The sequence below is a fragment of the Ruegeria sp. AJ12 genome (genome assembly GCF_056536245.1).
The window spans coordinates 1,368,611-1,384,442 of sequence record NZ_JBQFJJ010000001.1; the positions used below are offsets into that span (position 1 = coordinate 1,368,611).

At 58.4% G+C, this 15,832-nt stretch carries 16 protein-coding genes; 8 read left to right on the plus strand and 8 right to left on the minus strand.

What is annotated here, in order from left to right; genetic code table 11:
• Positions 1 to 190: 190 nt before the first annotated feature.
• Positions 191 to 2,644 (minus strand): ATP-dependent helicase HrpB, encoded by a 2,454-nt coding sequence (hrpB, locus tag ACR3E0_RS06920; protein WP_480477462.1) that lies wholly within the window; start codon positions 2,642 to 2,644, stop codon positions 191 to 193.
• Positions 2,645 to 2,890: 246 nt separating this feature from the next.
• On the opposite strand from hrpB, the gene meaB reads away from it, so the two are divergent.
• The 5 genes from meaB to ACR3E0_RS06945 all read left to right on the plus strand — a co-directional run bounded on the left by meaB (position 2,891) and on the right by ACR3E0_RS06945 (position 6,947).
• The gene (gene meaB / locus ACR3E0_RS06925; protein WP_480477464.1) at positions 2,891 to 3,868 is read left to right on the plus strand and encodes a methylmalonyl Co-A mutase-associated GTPase MeaB; all 978 of its coding nucleotides are present in this window, start codon (positions 2,891 to 2,893) and stop codon (positions 3,866 to 3,868) included.
• A 159-nt stretch (positions 3,869 to 4,027) separates the two neighbouring features.
• Entirely contained in the window at positions 4,028 to 5,164 is a 1,137-nt protein-coding gene (locus ACR3E0_RS06930) for a Hint domain-containing protein (RefSeq protein WP_480477466.1), read from the plus strand.
• Between the two features lie 229 nt (positions 5,165 to 5,393).
• On the plus strand, positions 5,394 to 5,681 hold the full coding sequence (gene rpmB, locus ACR3E0_RS06935; RefSeq protein WP_008756960.1) for a 50S ribosomal protein L28: 288 nt from the start codon (positions 5,394 to 5,396) through the stop codon (positions 5,679 to 5,681).
• 404 nt (positions 5,682 to 6,085) lie between these two features.
• The gene (locus ACR3E0_RS06940; protein ID WP_480477468.1) at positions 6,086 to 6,436 is read left to right on the plus strand and encodes a hypothetical protein; all 351 of its coding nucleotides are present in this window, start codon (positions 6,086 to 6,088) and stop codon (positions 6,434 to 6,436) included.
• Positions 6,437 to 6,479: 43 nt separating this feature from the next.
• Positions 6,480 to 6,947: a copper chaperone PCu(A)C gene (locus ACR3E0_RS06945; RefSeq protein ID WP_480477470.1), complete on the plus strand. Its 468-nt coding sequence runs from the start codon at positions 6,480 to 6,482 to the stop codon at positions 6,945 to 6,947.
• Between the two features lie 102 nt (positions 6,948 to 7,049).
• On the opposite strand, the gene ACR3E0_RS06950 is transcribed toward ACR3E0_RS06945, so the two are convergent.
• Both ACR3E0_RS06950 and ACR3E0_RS06955 read right to left on the minus strand, forming a co-directional pair.
• Positions 7,050 to 7,658, minus strand: coding sequence for an HdeD family acid-resistance protein (locus ACR3E0_RS06950; protein ID WP_480477472.1), 609 nt, complete (start codon positions 7,656 to 7,658; stop codon positions 7,050 to 7,052).
• A gap of 76 nt (positions 7,659 to 7,734) precedes the next feature.
• Entirely contained in the window at positions 7,735 to 8,433 is a 699-nt protein-coding gene (locus tag ACR3E0_RS06955; RefSeq protein WP_480477474.1) for an NAD-dependent deacylase, read from the minus strand.
• A 28-nt stretch (positions 8,434 to 8,461) separates the two neighbouring features.
• Here ACR3E0_RS06955 and ACR3E0_RS06960 point away from each other — a divergent pair, with 28 nt between their 5' ends.
• A complete protein-coding gene (locus ACR3E0_RS06960; RefSeq protein ID WP_480477476.1) occupies positions 8,462 to 8,911 on the plus strand; it encodes a low molecular weight protein-tyrosine-phosphatase in 450 nt (149 codons plus the stop codon).
• Positions 8,912 to 9,275: 364 nt separating this feature from the next.
• Positions 9,276 to 9,776: a DUF7486 family protein gene (locus ACR3E0_RS06965; protein WP_480477478.1), complete on the plus strand. Its 501-nt coding sequence runs from the start codon at positions 9,276 to 9,278 to the stop codon at positions 9,774 to 9,776.
• A 51-nt stretch (positions 9,777 to 9,827) separates the two neighbouring features.
• Here the strand turns inward: ACR3E0_RS06965 and ACR3E0_RS06970 are convergent, their stop codons facing one another.
• The 3 genes from ACR3E0_RS06970 to ACR3E0_RS06980 form a co-directional block, all read right to left on the minus strand.
• Complete coding sequence (locus tag ACR3E0_RS06970; protein ID WP_480480965.1) at positions 9,828 to 10,781, minus strand: LysR family transcriptional regulator; 954 nt, start codon at positions 10,779 to 10,781, stop codon at positions 9,828 to 9,830.
• 73 nt (positions 10,782 to 10,854) lie between these two features.
• Positions 10,855 to 11,166, minus strand: a complete 312-nt coding sequence (locus ACR3E0_RS06975; RefSeq protein ID WP_170432237.1) for a hypothetical protein — start codon at positions 11,164 to 11,166, stop codon at positions 10,855 to 10,857.
• A 150-nt stretch (positions 11,167 to 11,316) separates the two neighbouring features.
• On the minus strand, positions 11,317 to 12,711 hold the full coding sequence (locus ACR3E0_RS06980) for a hypothetical protein (protein ID WP_480477480.1): 1,395 nt from the start codon (positions 12,709 to 12,711) through the stop codon (positions 11,317 to 11,319).
• 36 nt (positions 12,712 to 12,747) lie between these two features.
• Here ACR3E0_RS06980 and lepA point away from each other — a divergent pair, with 36 nt between their 5' ends.
• Complete coding sequence (gene lepA, locus ACR3E0_RS06985; protein ID WP_480477482.1) at positions 12,748 to 14,562, plus strand: translation elongation factor 4; 1,815 nt, start codon at positions 12,748 to 12,750, stop codon at positions 14,560 to 14,562.
• Between the two features lie 22 nt (positions 14,563 to 14,584).
• Here lepA and ACR3E0_RS06990 read toward each other — a convergent pair whose 3' ends face one another.
• Positions 14,585 to 15,346 carry a hypothetical protein gene (locus tag ACR3E0_RS06990; protein ID WP_480477484.1) on the minus strand — a complete coding sequence of 254 codons (762 nt, stop codon included), beginning with the start codon at positions 15,344 to 15,346 and terminating at the stop codon, positions 14,585 to 14,587.
• Positions 15,291 to 15,806 carry a DUF488 domain-containing protein gene (locus ACR3E0_RS06995; RefSeq protein WP_480477486.1) on the minus strand — a complete coding sequence of 172 codons (516 nt, stop codon included), beginning with the start codon at positions 15,804 to 15,806 and terminating at the stop codon, positions 15,291 to 15,293. The genes ACR3E0_RS06990 and ACR3E0_RS06995 overlap by 56 nt, the downstream gene beginning before the upstream one ends.
• Positions 15,807 to 15,832: the final 26 nt, after the last annotated feature.

The following is a 15,832-nucleotide window of genomic DNA, read 5'->3' on the forward strand; positions in this document are numbered from 1 at the left end:
GTACGATACATACTAAATGTGGTCTCTTAAGATGACGTGACATAACTATGAAGTGTTTCAGATGCAACTTTATCGGTGGAATCTGCCTGAATCTGCCCGAAAACTGTTACTCATTTTCGCCAGGTATGGATTTTTAACCATATACGCGCGCGGATCGGATGCGGTGCAGCAATCGTAAGACCAATCTGGCCTATTTCTGCCTGCGCTTGGCCCGCAGGGTGGGGTCGGCCTGGGTCGGGTCTTCCGGCCAGGGATGCTTGGGATATTGTGCCCGCATGTCTTTGCGTACGTCAGCATAGGAGCCCGCCCAGAACCCGGGCAAATCGCGCGTGATCTGAATCGGTCGCTGCGCAGGGGACAAAAGTGTGATCTTCAGCGGGGTGCCACCCACCACAGGGTGCCGTGTGACGCCGAACATTTCCTGCAATCTCACCGATATTTCGGGCGCCGCGCCGCCATAGTCAATCGCCACCTTGCGGCCCAGCGGCGTTTCAAAGGATGCCGGTGCGCGCCTGTCCAGTTCCTGTGTCTGGGACCAGTCCAACCGCGCACGCAGGGCTGGCAACAGATCAAACCGCTTCCAGTCGTCAGCATTTCGAACGCCCGATAGCACTGGCAACAGCCAGTTTTCGAGATCTGCCAGCAATCCTGCATCAGAGAAATCCGGCAGATCCACCCCATCCGCGCGCACCAGCTCAACCCGCGTCGCCAGCCGCGCGGCCGCGCCGTCCAGCCTCAACCCAAGGTCCCGCACCCCATCCAGCATGGCCTGTGCCACGGCGTCTTCGGGCACGTCCTTCCAGATGCGGTCCCCCAGCATGACAGCGCCCAAGCGTTCCTGTCGGCGCGCGACGACCCTTCGGTCCCGCTTGGACCAGACACAGTTGTCCGCCCAGGAAATCTGGTCTGAAAACAGATCGCGGATTTCACGCTCGGTGATTTGCACGGCCATCCGCACACGCGCCTCTCGCGGGTTTCCATCGGTGTCGGTGACGACAAGATAGGGGGCGGTGGCCAAGGTGTCGCTGCTGTCGAGACTTACCCCCTTGCCGCCTGAAAGTACGTAGCGGGGGTTGTCGCCCTTTCGCCGCTGTCCGATCCGGTCGGGATACGCTAGAGCAGCCATGGCCGCAGAGCTCTGCCTCTCCGCAGTACGCCCAGCCTGAGACGCCAACCGCCGGGCCTCGGTGTTGATCCGCTCCACGGCGCCTGCGTTCACTTGCCAGACCCGCTTGCGTTGAAAGTCTCGCACATTCCGGAGCGCTTCTAACCGCAAAGCGATGTCTGATGGCGCCCCCTTGAGAGGATCCCGATCTGCCATCAGCGCCGCCAGCGGGGCGGCCTGTGCCCCCGCAGTCACCAGCATATGCGCCAACCGTGGATGCAGGGGCAGCGCCGCCAGGTCCCGCCCGTGCCCGGTGATCCGCCCCTTGCCATCCAGCGCACCCAGCATGGCCAACAGCGTGCGGGCCTCAGACAGCGCACCCGCCGGCGGCGGCGTCAGAAAGGCCAGATCCCCGGCATCCGCGCCCCACAGCACCAGTTCCAACGCCAGTCCCGTCAGATCGGCCGCTTCGATCTCGGCGGGGGGATATGCGGCCAGCGCACCGTCCTCACCCTTGGACCACAGCCGATAGCAAACCCCCTCGGCGACCCGTCCGGCGCGTCCCGCGCGTTGCGTCGCTTCGGCCCGGGTGACTCGTTCGGTCACCAGCCGGGACATGCCCGATCCCGGATCGAACCGTGCCCGGCGGGCCTGTCCCATATCGACCACAACCCGAATATCTGGAAGGGTCAGAGAGGTTTCGGCAATGGACGTCGCCAGCACAACTTTGCGCCCTTGATCTAGGGGCGCAATCGCCGCGCGCTGGGCGGCAAAGGGCAGGGCCCCGAACAAAGGCCGAACACAGCAATCCGGCGGCAAGCGGCCAGCCAACGCCGCTTCGGCGCGCCGGATTTCACCCTCGCCGGGCAGAAACACCAATATCCCGCCGCCGGTCGCGCGGGTGTCCTGCTCGGCCTGAACGACCAGATCGATCAGCGCATCCAGACGTCTGGTCCGGGCGGGCAGGGGCCGGTCCAGCCATCGCGTTTCAACTGGATAGCTGCGCCCGTCCGAGGTCACCAGAGGCGCATCCATCAATTGCGCCACCGGCCCGGCATCCAGCGTTGCCGACATCGCCAGCAGGATCAGATCGTCGCGCAGCGCTTGCGTGACCTCCAGGCACAGGGCCAGCCCCAGATCGGCATTCAAAGACCGTTCGTGAAACTCGTCGAATATGACTGCGCCCACGCCGGGCAGGTCAGGCTCGGATTGAAGCACCCGGGTCAGAATTCCTTCGGTCACCACTTCGATCCGGGTTGTCTTGGACACCTTGGCGTCGCCGCGCACGCGGTATCCCACCGTCTGCCCGGTGCGTTCGCCCAGCGTTTCCGCCATTCGGTCCGCCGCTGCCCGTGCCGCCAGCCGTCTGGGCTCCAGCATCATGATCTTGCCCGGGCACAGGTCCGCCTGAAGCATCTCCAGCGGAACCCGCGTGGTTTTGCCCGTACCGGGCGGGGCTTGCAGAACGGCCCGGCCCCGGTCCCGCAGGGCTTGCAGAAGTTCAGGAATTGCGTCGTCGATGGGCAGGCGGGTCTTCATCCGGCCCTTATCCGATATCGGGCCTATGCCGTCCAGTTCCGGCTATTTGGCCATTTTGACGCCCGGTGCGCGCAACGAAAAACGCTCGTGCTGCTGCTCAGCCAATCCAAAGCCGGGCAGTGCAACATCGGTGCAAGTCAAGAAATTGGCAATCAATCGACATCGCTTGCAATTCCTGCCCGCTCCGGACTGGACAAACAGCCCGGGAAAACGGCAACTACTCCTGCCGCAAGGATCGGGACGAGAATGCAAGAACACAGCCTTGGTGACAGGATTTTGAAGGGCGAGCGCCGGGCGCTGGCCCGCGGGATTACTCTGGTTGAAAGCAACCGGGCCGATCATCGGGCGCAAGCCTCAGACTTGCTGGCGCATCTGGCAGGGTCAGGCCGGCAGTCGCTGCGCATCGGTTTGTCGGGAACACCGGGCGTGGGTAAATCCACCTTTATCGAGAGCTTTGGCATGATGCTGACGGGGCAGGGGCTGCGCGTTGCGGTTTTGGCGGTCGACCCCAGTTCGGCCCGCTCAGGGGGTTCGATTTTGGGGGACAAGACCCGGATGGAACGCCTGAGCCGGGAAAAGAACGCCTTTATCCGCCCGTCCCCCAGCCAGACGCATCTGGGCGGCGTGGCTCGTAGAACGCGCGAAGCCATCGCCCTGTGCGAGGCCGCTGGCTATGATGTGGTCCTGATCGAAACCGTGGGTGTGGGACAATCCGAAACGGTCGTGTCCGAGCTGTCCGACTTGTTCCTGCTCCTGCTGGCACCGGCCGGAGGTGACGAATTGCAGGGTGTCAAACGCGGGATCATGGAGATGGCTGATATCATCCTGATCAACAAGGCGGATGGCGACCTGAAAACCACTGCCACCCGGACCTGCGCCGACTATGCGGGTGCGCTGCGCCTGTTGCGCAAACGCCCGCAGGACCCTGAGGGTTTTCCCAAGGCGATGACCGTCTCGGCGGTCGAGGAACACGGGCTGGACAAAGCGTGGGAAGAAATCAAAACTCTCACGCAATGGCGGCGCGAGGCGGGCCATTGGGATGCCAACCGCGCGGCACAGGCACGATACTGGTTTGACCAGGAGGTCCGGCATGCACTGCTTGCCAGATTGGACACACCCGAGGCCCGAACCGAAATGGAGCAACTCAGCAATCTTGTCGGTTCAGGCGACCTGAGCCCTTCTGCCGCTGCGGATCGCATGCTGAAACTCTTGTCGACGGTCTGAGAATCGCCTTTGCATTGTTCGCTGCAAAAGTGGCGCGATCATCTCTAATCATGTATGACGAGTGAATATTCAGTTTTCAGACGCGCGCTTTGACGTTCCGAGGTGCGTGAAACACCACGCGTCTTCGCAACCGGACCGGCTTAACAGGACCCGTCGATCATGCCTGACATAAACGGCACCAATTCTGACGACGATATTGAAGTCACAAACAACAACGGTACCCTGAATGGCACGCCACAGGGCTCGCCGATCGACAATATTCGCAGTCGGCAGGGCGATGACGAGATCACGGTTACCAACAGCACGATTGTTGGCGTTGTACGCGGCAATGGCGGCAGTGACGACATTACCATCACTGGCAGCACAATCGGCGGGACTTTGGCCGCCGGCGCCGACGCGGACACCGTCACCGTGCGCGGGTCGGATATCGCCAATATCCGGCTGGGCGGCGGCAACGATACCCTGGATTTCCGCAGCACCAGCGTGTCGGGCGACGTTCGGGGCGGTGGTGGGACCGACACCCTGAACCTGCCCGAGGGGACTGTTATCAATGACAGCACCTTTGGTTCATTTACCGTTGTGGCCGGAACCAGCTATTCCCTGTCCAGCGGGACGTTCACATTGCCATCCGGCACGACCGTCACTTACTCGGCATTTGAAAACGGCACCGGTGTTCCTTGCTTTACGCGGAACACTCTGATCCGGACGCAAAGAGGCGATGTGAGCATTCAGGAACTGCGCCCCAACGAAATGGTCTTTACAGTTGGCGACGGGTTTCAGCCGATCCGTTGGATAGGGTGCCGAAAGCTGGACGCCACCGCGCTGGCAGACAACCCAAAGCTTCGTCCGATTCGCATCATGGCCGGCGCGTTGGGCGGAGGACTGCCCAGTTGTGACCTGTTGGTATCCCGCCAGCACCGCATGCTGGTGAATTCGAAAATCGCGATGCGCATGTTCGGCGCGTCCGAGGTCCTGATCCCGGCGATCAAGCTGATTTCCCTGCCCGGTATTTATGTCGATGAACAGACAAACAGCGTCGAATATTACCACCTGCTGTTTGACCGGCACCAGATTATTTTTGCAGAGAACGCACCGACGGAAAGCCTGTTTACCGGGCCCGAAGCGCTCAACGCCCTGACGGCAGAGGCCCGGCGTGAAATCTTTACCCTGTTCCCTGAACTGACCGATCTGGCCCATGTCACCGATCCTGCCAGGTACATCCCGCGAGGGCGCCAGCAAAACCAGTTGGTCGCACGGCATCTCAGAAACGGAAAGCCGCTGCTCCGGGCTATCTGAGCAAGCTGCCGTTGCATCGGGGATGGGGACATCTCAGCAGATTGAGGCGGGAGGCTGTGCTTTTGCAACCTCGCGGGCAGGGCGGAAAGATTTCGCGTTGGCTGTCTTGACCCTTCTGGCGATTCCCACTACACGCATCCAACCAGTTTTCGGGCGCGACTTCGGGTTGCGCCCCTTGTGATTTGGCCGCGGGTCTTGTACCCGGCCTCCAGAAACAAAGGAAGAAACCATGTCGCGCCGTTGCGAACTGACCGGAAAAGGCCCGATGACTGGCAACAATGTCAGCCACGCCAAAAACAGAACCCGCCGTCGTTTTCTGCCCAACCTGAACGACGTCACTCTGCAGTCGGAAACCCTGGGTCGTGGCGTCAAGCTGCGCATCTCGGCGGCTGCCCTGCGTTCCGTGGACCACCGTGGTGGTCTGGACGCGTTCCTGGCGAAAGCCAAGGATGACGAGCTGTCCGCAAACGCATTGAAAGTGAAGAAAGAAATCGCCAAGGCACAGGCATCGGCCTGATCTTCTTCAATCTCGGATTTTAAGCCCTGCACCTGGTGGTGCGGGGCTTTTTTGTTCTTACACAGGAAACTCTCTGCCTGAATTGTCCATGATTTGGAAAAAAGTTCCGGATCGGTGACCTCGTTCACATACTTTGGCTCTTTGCGCGAATTAGACTGGGCTCATCGGTTTTGGGGGACCATCCTATGTCTTTAAAGAGTTTTTATTTTTTCCTTGTGGTGGCAGCCTTGGTCGGCAAAACAATCGCGGCTTGCAGCCGGATGCAGCGCTGGGTGAACCGCTCTCACACCAGCCTCACCAAAGGGTCGGTCAAGCGGCCCGGACTGGATTACTGAACCCGGGCTTCAAGCGCGACCCTTTGGCGCTTGAAGCGCATTTCGTCCCCGGCCTATACCGGTGCCAGGATGAGAGTTGTTCTGACGAAATCTCTGCCCCTCGTGCTGTCCCTGCTGGTGATTCTGACCGGGCAGGGGGTCGCGGCGTCGCGCGGTATCGACAATGCGGTCGGACAGATCGTGCTGTGCACCGGGTCTGGCCCGGTTGTCGTCCACGTTGACGAGCACGGGCAGCCAACTTCTCCGCCTCACTACTGCCCGGATTATGCGTTGGCGCTTTTGGGTGCAGTTGCGGCTGCGCCTGTGACGCTGCCGGACGCCCCGCAGCTCACGCAACCCGCGCCGCCGCAGCAATCCGGCAGTCTCATCGCCTTGCCGGTGCCGGATCAGCCGGCCCGGTCGCCACCTGTGATGGTCTGACGCAAATCCCAAGTTTTTCAGACCTTTACACAGGAGAGGCACGATGTCCCTCAAAACTACTCTGTTCACAACGCTCGCGGCCATGTCGTTGGCGATTCCCGCCCTTGCCGAAGGCACCATCGTGGTCGAGGACGCCTATGCCCGGTCCGCCGGTAAGTCGGCAATGGCTGGTGCGGCCTTCATGATGATCCAGAACCAGGGAGACACGGATGACCGTCTGGTCAGCGCAACCTCGGACGTCGCCGCCCGTGTCGAGTTGCATACGCACCAGATCGATGACGCTGGCGTCGCCAAGATGGTCCATGTCGAAGAGGGCTTTGTCATCCCGGCCGGAGAGGCTCATATGCTGAAACGCGGTGGAGATCACGTTATGTTCATGGGGCTGAAGGCGCCGTTTGAACAGGGTGATACGGTTCCCGTCACCCTCATCTTTGAGCAGGCAGGTGAAGTTGTACTTGAGGTTCCCGTCGATCTGGAGCGTCACGACAAAGGCGGTCACGGGACAAATTAGGCCGAGTACGCCTGTCTTCGGGCCGCTTCGCGGCCGTCATCCATGCGTCAGGCCGGGGGATGCCCGGCCTGTTTTCGTAGGTGGCTGTCGCTGCGCTGCCGCCTATCTGTTGATCGTTTTCATACCCACTTGATCGCCCGCCCGCTGGAATCGCGCCGCCAGCCAGAACATGACACCGGCGAAAGCCAGTGCAGAAAAAGCAATGGCCCAGCCCAGCGCGACCAGACCGCTGCCGGGCCAGAAGATCAGGACCAGACCGATGATCAGCGCGATCAGACCCGAGTTGCGCATGGTGACGCGTTGAGGATCCGATTCATGCATCTGCCGTCCCGCCATCAGCGACCCAATTCCGATGATCAGCGCCCAGGCCCCGATCAGGAAAAAGGCCAGTCTGGCCGCGCCTTCGGGCCAGACCAGCAAGATCAGGCCAATCAAGGCCGCAAAAACGCCGAATCCTCCGATAAGGCCACGCCGCCCAAAGCCCAGCAGCGTCAACGCGCCGTCGAGTACCAGCAGGGCACCAACCAGCCGCAACAGAAACGAGATACTTCCGGTGGGCCAGAACAGGGCGGCAATACCAACTGCGGCCGCCAGGCAGCCGCGCAGCAAAAAGGTCCACCACAGGCCAGCCAGCTTGTCGCCCAGCCTGTCCCGCTCCTTCATGCTGTCGTCCTCAAGAATTTCGCCGGTTCGGGGATCCTGATCTGTCATGACAAAAACCTCTTCTGAATGCGGCTCAGACTAACCGACAAAACCCTGCGGCGTCTGCAGTTATTGCGATCCCGGCTCATGGCGTCTGTCCCAGCAACCGATCCACCCAGTGTGGCACGGTCTCGGTGGCCTTGCCGACAAGCTGGTCGTCGAACACTCGGGCGCCGACCGATGGCGCAAGATTGATTTCGATTGTCTCGGCCCCGGCCGCTTGCGCCTCATGCACAAAAGCCGCAGCGGGATAGACCTGGCCGGATGTGCCGATTGCGGCAAACACCGATGCGCCGGCCAGATGGTCGTAAATCTGGTCCATGTGATATGGCATCTCACCAAACCAGACCACGTCGGGCCGTGCTGCAGGCGCGTGGCAGGCGATACAGGGTTCTCCTACCTCCATTTCCGGTGGGGCTGTCCATCGGTGCCCGCACGCGCCGCAAAGGGCGCCGGCCAGAGTGCCGTGCATATGGATCACACCCCGGGCGCCACCGGCCTCGTGCAGACTGTCGACATTCTGCGTAACAATCACCACCTCTTCGGGCCAGTCCCTCTGCAACCGGGCCAGCGCGCGGTGTGCCGCGTTTGGCTGCACCTTTTGGGCCTGAACCCGCCGGGCGTTGTAGAACCCCTGCACCAAGGCCGGGTTGCGGGCGAACCCCTCGGGCGTGGCGACATCCTCGATCCGGTGTTGCGCCCACAGACCACCGTCATCGCGAAAGGTGCTCAGCCCGCTTTCTGCGGAAATCCCGGCCCCTGTCAGGATGACGATCTTTCCCATTTCTTCTCTCCGCGCTAAACCGAGACCCATGACACACCGTATCCTCTTTGTCTGCCTGGGCAACATCTGCCGGTCTCCTGCTGCAGAAGGTGCGCTTCGCGCGCGTGCGCCGCATCACAGGATCGACAGTGCCGGGACGATGGGGTGGCACGCTGGCAACCCGCCTTATGGGCCGATGCAGACGGCCGCCGCCGCCCGCGGGATTGACCTCAGCCCCTTGCGGGCGCGGCAGTTCACGGCGGCCGATTTCGACCGTTTTGACCTGATCATTGGTATGGATGCAGCCAATATCGCCGATATCGAGGCCTTGCGTCCCGCAACCAGTGAAACACCTGTGCGCCTGCTGACTGACTTTGCGCCCGAAGCAGAAGCCGACCATGTGCCCGACCCGTATTACACAAGGGATTTCGAGGGCGCGCTGGACCTGATCGAGGCAGCGGTAGAAGGGTTGGAAGGGCGTTTGCGAGCCCAGCGATAAAAACCCGAACAACTTTGGATTCTTGGGTCGGCAAGGTTTCACGGACAGCCTCCAGGCTCCGAGCGACCGGTCTTTGTGAGTTGCCGGATGTCTTTCGTCAGGATCAGATCAAAGGATGCGCGTTCACTGAACTGCACTTGTGCCACCACGACATAGAATCTGATTCTGTGCCTTTGCCGGGCTTGGAACCCGTTTTGAAGAGGGGGCAGGAAAGCTGCAACGAGTTGACAGGCGATTCGCGTTCCGGCTACGGATTATTCAACCATAGAGAGCTTTGAACACGTGACCTTCAGAGACGTTTTGCGCAAAGGAGATCAAAAAAATGCTCACTCGTGAGCTTTTCGCAAGTATTGGATTTTCGGCAATGTTGGCAGCGGGCCCCGTTGCCGCAGAGAATGTTTGGCACATCAAGTGCCTGGCGTCGCATGGAGAAACTCTGGCAGTTAAGGCCTTTGACGATGGCGGCAACACGTTTGATATCAAGGCCTTGAAAGAAGAAAGCGACGATCTGCTTCACATCAAGGCTTTGAACCATCTCAGCGATGAAGAGTTGCACGTTAAGGTGCTTCCGAACACAGCGGTTGATGACTATTCCGATGTAAAGGCCATAACCGCAGATAACACTCTGTTGTCGATAAAGGGGCGTACCGACAACGGAGATACGCTGGATGTCAAAGCGTTTCTGAATGAGGACTCCGGGGTCTATGACATCAAGTGCCTTGAGGACGATGGTACACGCCTTGGGCTGAAGGCGATTTCACCTTCTGGTACTGTCTATGACGTTAAAGGTCTTGTGGATCACGAAGGCGCGGACGAGCTCGAAATCGAGATTGAAGCGCACATCAAGGCGATCCCACAGGGCTGAATTGTCTGTAAGATTTTTTCTCTTCGGGTAACCGAAAAGGGGACCGGCAGCCTAACTGCTCATCACCTTCAACCGGTCGGTCAGCCAAGGCACCTGCACAAGCGCAGGATCGACGATCTGGCTCTGCATCAACCTCCGCATCATCCCGGCCACTTCGCGGGGCACTTGATCGGACCAGTCGGACCGGGTGAACAGGGAAATCATCCGCGCAAAGTCGCCAAACGGGGCCGGGTGGGCCTCGATCCCGTCATGGAACCGTGCGGCCCGCATATAGCCCAGCGGCGTGGTGATGGCCCAGCCAACACCCCGGGCCACCATCGCCATCAGCGCCAGATGCGACCCGATCTCGAACCGTTCCTCGAACTCCATCTGTTGCCGGGCCAGATGGCTCTCGATCTGCCGACTGATCAACTGCTCGCGGGCATAGCGCAAAAACGGCAAGTCCTGCAGCGCGGCCTCGACGCCGCCAGCGCCTCTGGGCGCGACCAGAATGAACGGATCCCGAACCAGCGGGTACTCGACCACCCCTTCCAGAACCTCACCGCTATGGGCCGAGACAGCCAGGTGCAGGCGCTGCGACTCCAGCGCTTCGAAAATCTCAAGGCTGGGCAGGGTGATCAGCTTGAACTTCGACCGTGTCAGACTGTCCGCCAGCAAGGTTGCCAGACGCGGCGTCAGGTCATTGTCGAAATCGTCGATCAGACCGATGGACAGAGTCGTCAGATGCCCCAGATCCATCACTGTCAGTTCGCTCTGCGCCATTTGCAGCTCGGCCAGAACCGCCTCGGTGCGCGCCAGAAAGCTGCGCCCGGCCTGCGTCAGCCGCATCGGCCGCCGCCCGTGATCCACCAGATCGGTGCCAAGCGCCTTTTCCAGATTGCGGAGTTGCTGGCTGACCGAGGGCTGGCTGAGCCCCGTGATCTCGGCCGCCTGCGCCACCGATCCGGTCCGCGCCAGCGCTTCGAACACTTCGAGCCCGCGCAGGCTCAGCCCTTTCATCACCATGAAATAAACCTTTCGCTGCGCCATTTCTGAGGCGCAGCCGGGATCAGGTCAAGCACGCAGATTGTAAGTGGCTCTAGCGGCAGATCGCCTGTGCCAGCTGACCAAAGTTCTGATACCGATCCCACAACGCGTCATCGCGCGCGGTTTTCGACATCTTCAACTCCTGCGCCTGATGCGGGTCGGTGAACCATTTAGCGACGGTTCTCTGGTCGCCATTTGTCAGCGTGTCATTGGCCACGCCCTGAATACATCTGCACCGCTGTCGCGTCGCTGCAGCCCGGTCGGATGCCAGACACGCCCGCTTGATCTGCGAAGCCTCGACGGCCTGCGGCGCCACAGCCGAGATCGACGTGGCGCAGAGTGCGATTAGGAGGAACTGTTTCATGCTCTTGCCTCGTGTTTGCCTGCCCGGACGGGTCTGCGCCCCTCTCGGTCTGGGGCGGAGTATGAATCAAACTGGATTCGGGATCAATCACACGTTGCGAAAAAGTGATTGCACGAGTCTAAGAGGCTGGGTTTTATCCTTGGGCGGCATTTACTTGTCGCCCGCTTCTCCGCTGTCCTTGGGTTTCAACAATTCCTTTGCAGCTTGCGTTGATTTCATCTGATTGGTTATCAACCCACCTACAGCTGCACCCGCGAGTGGTTGACCTAACATCGCGCCAATTCCTGTTGCCGTCAAAACAATGCCTGTCGGTACCGTTGCTTCCGCCATATTTTCGGGAGACGAATAGTGCGCCAGTTTCGTCCACAAAACACCTCTGTAGTCGCGAAGCCATAGTGCGATACGTCCGGTGAGATCTTCACTTATCTCATTGGTTGACTGAGGTAACGATTCAAGCAATTGCTGAAGGTGTCGATGAAAGTAGTCAATGAACTCGAGAATTTCGCAGCGCAAACCCGCTTCGAGTGAATTCATGCCCCTGATCTTTTCTCGAAAAGCTTCCACTTGCTCGATCAACCCTGCGGTGGACACCGCAATTGCATCACGATTCTGAACAACTGATTTCTTAACCAATGATTTTTCGTATTCGGTTGGCCCTATGGGGGCACGAGCAGCTCGTTGCTGTTGCTCCAACTCTTTTCGAATGCGTTCGATTTCTGCTGCGACTGTATCCGGGCCGGATTCCCAGATTTCATCATCGATCTGGACGACTCGTCTTTGAAGTATCGGTTCTAGACTTCGACCTTCTAAGAAGCTGTGAAACCACTCCGACCAAAATGACCAGCGAGGTTCAAAATCTAAGAAACCAACTAGATTTTGGCTCAACTCTAACTCAGTTGGCGTCGCGGAAGTGGGCGCTGGCTTCGTCAAACCGTTGGAGAGCGCGGAGCCTATGAATGTTGACCCTTTGGGGTGATTAACCAGAACATTGCGAGCTAGTTCAAATGCTTCAACTGCAAAACGGTCTCGGTCCGTATTTGTGAATTCCTCAGCGTAGAAGACTGCACATAGTGGTTTCAGTGCGTTTCCAATTCCATACAGGTAAGAGTTATCTGCAGTTGGAGTAGTGTCGCGATTCCCACTATCAAAACTTTGAGCATCAAAAGCGGATGAAAACTTAACTGATATCGAACTGCCCCCAACATTGCGGACAAAAAACTCAGCGCAGCTAAATGCTTGATCAGCCGCATTAAAGTTTGCGGCGTTGGTCGTCTCTAGGCAAGTTTCGATCGTTAACAAAATCCGCAAATAAGCTAGTGTGGTCAAAGCCGGTAGAGCTTCATAGTCATAAGTGAGGTTTTGGTCTTGCGTATTGGATGATCCGTCCGCAGCACCATGATTACCATCTGCTGCACTTATGGACCGCATTTTGTAGGGTCCGGTCGCTCCAAATGCATACATCAGCTTCCGAAAGACTAGATGAGGCGAATTGGCGGATGAGGGCGTAAAAGAAGAGTCATACGGATCGTTCGTGCTTTCATCCATTGACCAAACTCCAGAATCTATACATATCCCCAACCCATGACAGACCTCGCGCATATCCGCAATTTCTCCATCGTCGCGCATATCGACCATGGCAAATCCACCCTTGCTGACCGGCTCATTCAAGAGACCGGAACGGTCAAGGATCGCGACATGAAGGAACAGCTGCTCGACAGCATGGATATCGAGCGCGAGCGCGGCATTACGATCAAGGCCAACACGGTTCGCATCGACTATACCGCCGACAATGGCGAGGCATATGTGCTGAACCTGATCGACACCCCCGGCCACGTGGACTTTGCCTATGAGGTCAGCCGGTCCATGCGTGCGGTCGAGGGCTCATTGCTGGTTGTGGACTCGACCCAAGGGGTCGAGGCGCAGACGCTGGCGAATGTATATCAGGCCATCGATGCCGATCATGAGATCGTGCCGGTGCTGAACAAGATCGACCTGCCGGCCTCTGACTGCGACCGCGTGGCCGAACAGATCGAGGATGTGATCGGCATCGACGCGACCGATGCCATTCAAGTCAGCGCCAAGACGGGGCAGGGCATCCACGAAACGCTGGAGGCCATCGTGCAGCAACTGCCCGCGCCGCAGGGCAATCTCGACGCGCCGCTCAAGGCGATGCTGGTGGATTCGTGGTACGACGCTTATCTCGGCGTCATCGTTCTGGTCCGCATCATGGACGGCACGTTGAAAAAGGGCATGCGGGTCAAGTTCATGTCGAACGGCACCCTGCACCATGTGGACCGCGTCGGTGTTTTCCGGCCCGAGATGGAGATGGTCGACAGCCTTGGCCCCGGTGAGATCGGCTTTCTCACCGCTTCGATCAAACAGGTCCGCGACACCCGCGTCGGTGACACCATCACCAATGACCGCAACGGCGCCGAAGAGGCCCTGACGGGCTTCAAACCCGCGCAGCCGGTGGTGTTCTGTGGCCTCTTCCCCGTCGACAGCTCCGAATTCGAAGACCTGCGCGACGCGATCGACAAACTGGCCCTGAACGACGCCAGCTTCAGCTTTGAAATGGAAACCTCTGCCGCTCTTGGCTTTGGCTTCCGCTGCGGTTTCCTTGGCCTTCTGCACCTAGAGGTCATCCGCGACCGCATCGAACGCGAATATGATATCGAGCTCATCACCACCGCGCCGTCGGTGATCTATCACGTCTACATGAAAGCCAAAGAAGGTTCAGAGGGGGAGATGATCGAGCTGCACAACCCCGCCGACATGCCCGACCCCTCCAAGGTTGACCATATCGAGGAACCGCGCATCAAGGCGACCATCTTAGTTCCGGATGAATACCTCGGCGACGTGCTGAAACTCTGCCAGGACCGCCGCGGCATCCAGCTGGACCTGACCTATGCGGGCAGCCGCGCCATGGTCGTCTATGACCTGCCGCTGAACGAGGTCGTCTTTGACTTCTACGACCGCCTGAAATCGGTGACCAAGGGCTATGCCTCGTTCGACTACCAGATGACCGGTTATACCGAGGACAATCTGGTCAAGATGTCGGTGCTGGTGAATGACGAGCCGGTCGATGCGCTGTCGACCATGGTTCACCGCGACCGGGCCGAGATGCGGGGCCGGGCGATGTGCGAAAAGCTCAAGGACCTGATCCCGCGCCACATGTTCAAAATCCCGATCCAGGCGGCCATCGGCGGCAAGGTCATCGCGCGCGAGACCCTGTCCGCCTTACGCAAGGACGTGACCGCCAAATGCTACGGAGGCGACGCCACGCGGAAACGCAAACTGCTGGACAAGCAGAAGGCTGGGAAAAAGAAGATGCGTCAGTTCGGGAAGGTGGATATCCCGCAGGAGGCGTTTATTTCAGCACTTAAAATGGACAGCTAATGCTGTCTGACCGCTTGAGTGTTCAGAGGTCGAACAAGTCTTTTTGAGTTGGTTCCTTAACTGGAAACACTCCAAGAAGTTGCCACGTTTGAGGACGTCTCTTCATGTTACCAAGCGCCAACACCAATCCGGTGTCGACATATTCTTCGCAATATGTTCGTTGTAAATGCTGGAGAACTTCGGGCTCAGAGTAGGAGTGGCGAAGGCTAAAATATGCAGCTGATGTCTCCCAGTCTGCACAGGTCTTGGTGTGTTCTCCATCAGCATCTTTGTACCGAAGTTTAAACTTGAAAGGGCAAGGTTCGTAGGCTGCAAGCTCCTCTTCTAAAAGCGATAGCTGCTTAGCTTGATCTGCAAACTTCTGCCGGTCAGATTCAATTTCAGATTTGGATAGGCGTTCCCAAGATAAAGAAACATCGTTTGGCCGAACGAGCGCCAACGAATGACCGCTATTGATCGCTGATTTTTCCGAAGGCTGAATAGCTCGTTCAACTAGGTTGGATTTTTCTTCCGATCGTTTGCACTTGCCTACAATTCTGATGCTTTCTTCATGCACCCTGCAACTTTCGGCCCGATTGTCATCTCTGGGAGGGCTATACGTAAAGTCCACGATATCCCACCGCGAAAAAGCCTGACTGCCGGTTAGACGTCTAAAGCGAATGGGGAAAAGCCTCTTCCAGGTGCCATCTTCGCGCAACCCCGCACAGCAGACGGTTTCTGAGTGCTTCTTACTCGGCTGCGGCGAGGCTTTGACGAGGATGGTAACGCGGGATTTCAAATCCATCTTTTTGGTACTGCTCTGGTCTGTCTGCGACTAAATTGTAAACTTCAAAGTTTTCAGATGCAGCCGCATCTGCAATGTAAGAGCGATGGCAATGGGTTGCGCATCTTTCAAAGCACATCATGCAAGTTTTTTCGTCGGCAGCAATCATGAGTAGTTCACTGAATGCATCTTGCGCATTTTGGGTTTCAAAATGGTTAAGAAAAATGGCTTCGAATTTAGTAAAGTTACCGGATTTGGCCGCCTCACGACCTTCCTTGGGGTCTCCCAATGCTCTAAAGTGTATGTATTTAATGCCTACTTCGCCCAAACGTTCTGCAAGCTTGTTCTTCGAAAGCCCTTTTTTTCTCGAAATCGGCAACTCACGAACGTCTGCCAGCACCTTGATCTGCAATGCGACAAGCGTTTCGATAAGGTTCTCGACTGAGGAACCTTCATATCCGATGGTATATAGTTCCTTCACTGTGCCCTCACATTTTTGTTTGCAGA

What these genes read in the sequence shown, in the direction of transcription:
- hrpB (WP_480477462.1), bottom strand. Translation starts at nt 2,644, where the DNA reads ATGAAGACCCGCCTGCCCATCGACGACGCAATTCCTGAACTTCTGCAA.
- ACR3E0_RS06945 (WP_480477470.1), top strand. Translation starts at nt 6,480, where the DNA reads ATGTCCCTCAAAACTACTCTGTTCACAACGCTCGCGGCCATGTCGTTG.
- ACR3E0_RS06940 (WP_480477468.1), top strand. Translation starts at nt 6,086, where the DNA reads ATGAGAGTTGTTCTGACGAAATCTCTGCCCCTCGTGCTGTCCCTGCTG.
- rpmB (WP_008756960.1), top strand. Translation starts at nt 5,394, where the DNA reads ATGTCGCGCCGTTGCGAACTGACCGGAAAAGGCCCGATGACTGGCAAC.
- ACR3E0_RS06965 (WP_480477478.1), top strand. Translation starts at nt 9,276, where the DNA reads ATGTTGGCAGCGGGCCCCGTTGCCGCAGAGAATGTTTGGCACATCAAG.
- ACR3E0_RS06980 (WP_480477480.1), bottom strand. Translation starts at nt 12,711, where the DNA reads ATGGATGAAAGCACGAACGATCCGTATGACTCTTCTTTTACGCCCTCA.
- ACR3E0_RS06975 (WP_170432237.1), bottom strand. Translation starts at nt 11,166, where the DNA reads ATGAAACAGTTCCTCCTAATCGCACTCTGCGCCACGTCGATCTCGGCT.
- lepA (WP_480477482.1), top strand. Translation starts at nt 12,748, where the DNA reads ATGACAGACCTCGCGCATATCCGCAATTTCTCCATCGTCGCGCATATC.
- ACR3E0_RS06950 (WP_480477472.1), bottom strand. Translation starts at nt 7,658, where the DNA reads ATGACAGATCAGGATCCCCGAACCGGCGAAATTCTTGAGGACGACAGC.
- ACR3E0_RS06990 (WP_480477484.1), bottom strand. Translation starts at nt 15,346, where the DNA reads ATGGATTTGAAATCCCGCGTTACCATCCTCGTCAAAGCCTCGCCGCAG.
- ACR3E0_RS06960 (WP_480477476.1), top strand. Translation starts at nt 8,462, where the DNA reads ATGACACACCGTATCCTCTTTGTCTGCCTGGGCAACATCTGCCGGTCT.
- meaB (WP_480477464.1), top strand. Translation starts at nt 2,891, where the DNA reads ATGCAAGAACACAGCCTTGGTGACAGGATTTTGAAGGGCGAGCGCCGG.
- ACR3E0_RS06930 (WP_480477466.1), top strand. Translation starts at nt 4,028, where the DNA reads ATGCCTGACATAAACGGCACCAATTCTGACGACGATATTGAAGTCACA.
- ACR3E0_RS06970 (WP_480480965.1), bottom strand. Translation starts at nt 10,781, where the DNA reads ATGGTGATGAAAGGGCTGAGCCTGCGCGGGCTCGAAGTGTTCGAAGCG.
- ACR3E0_RS06955 (WP_480477474.1), bottom strand. Translation starts at nt 8,433, where the DNA reads ATGGGAAAGATCGTCATCCTGACAGGGGCCGGGATTTCCGCAGAAAGC.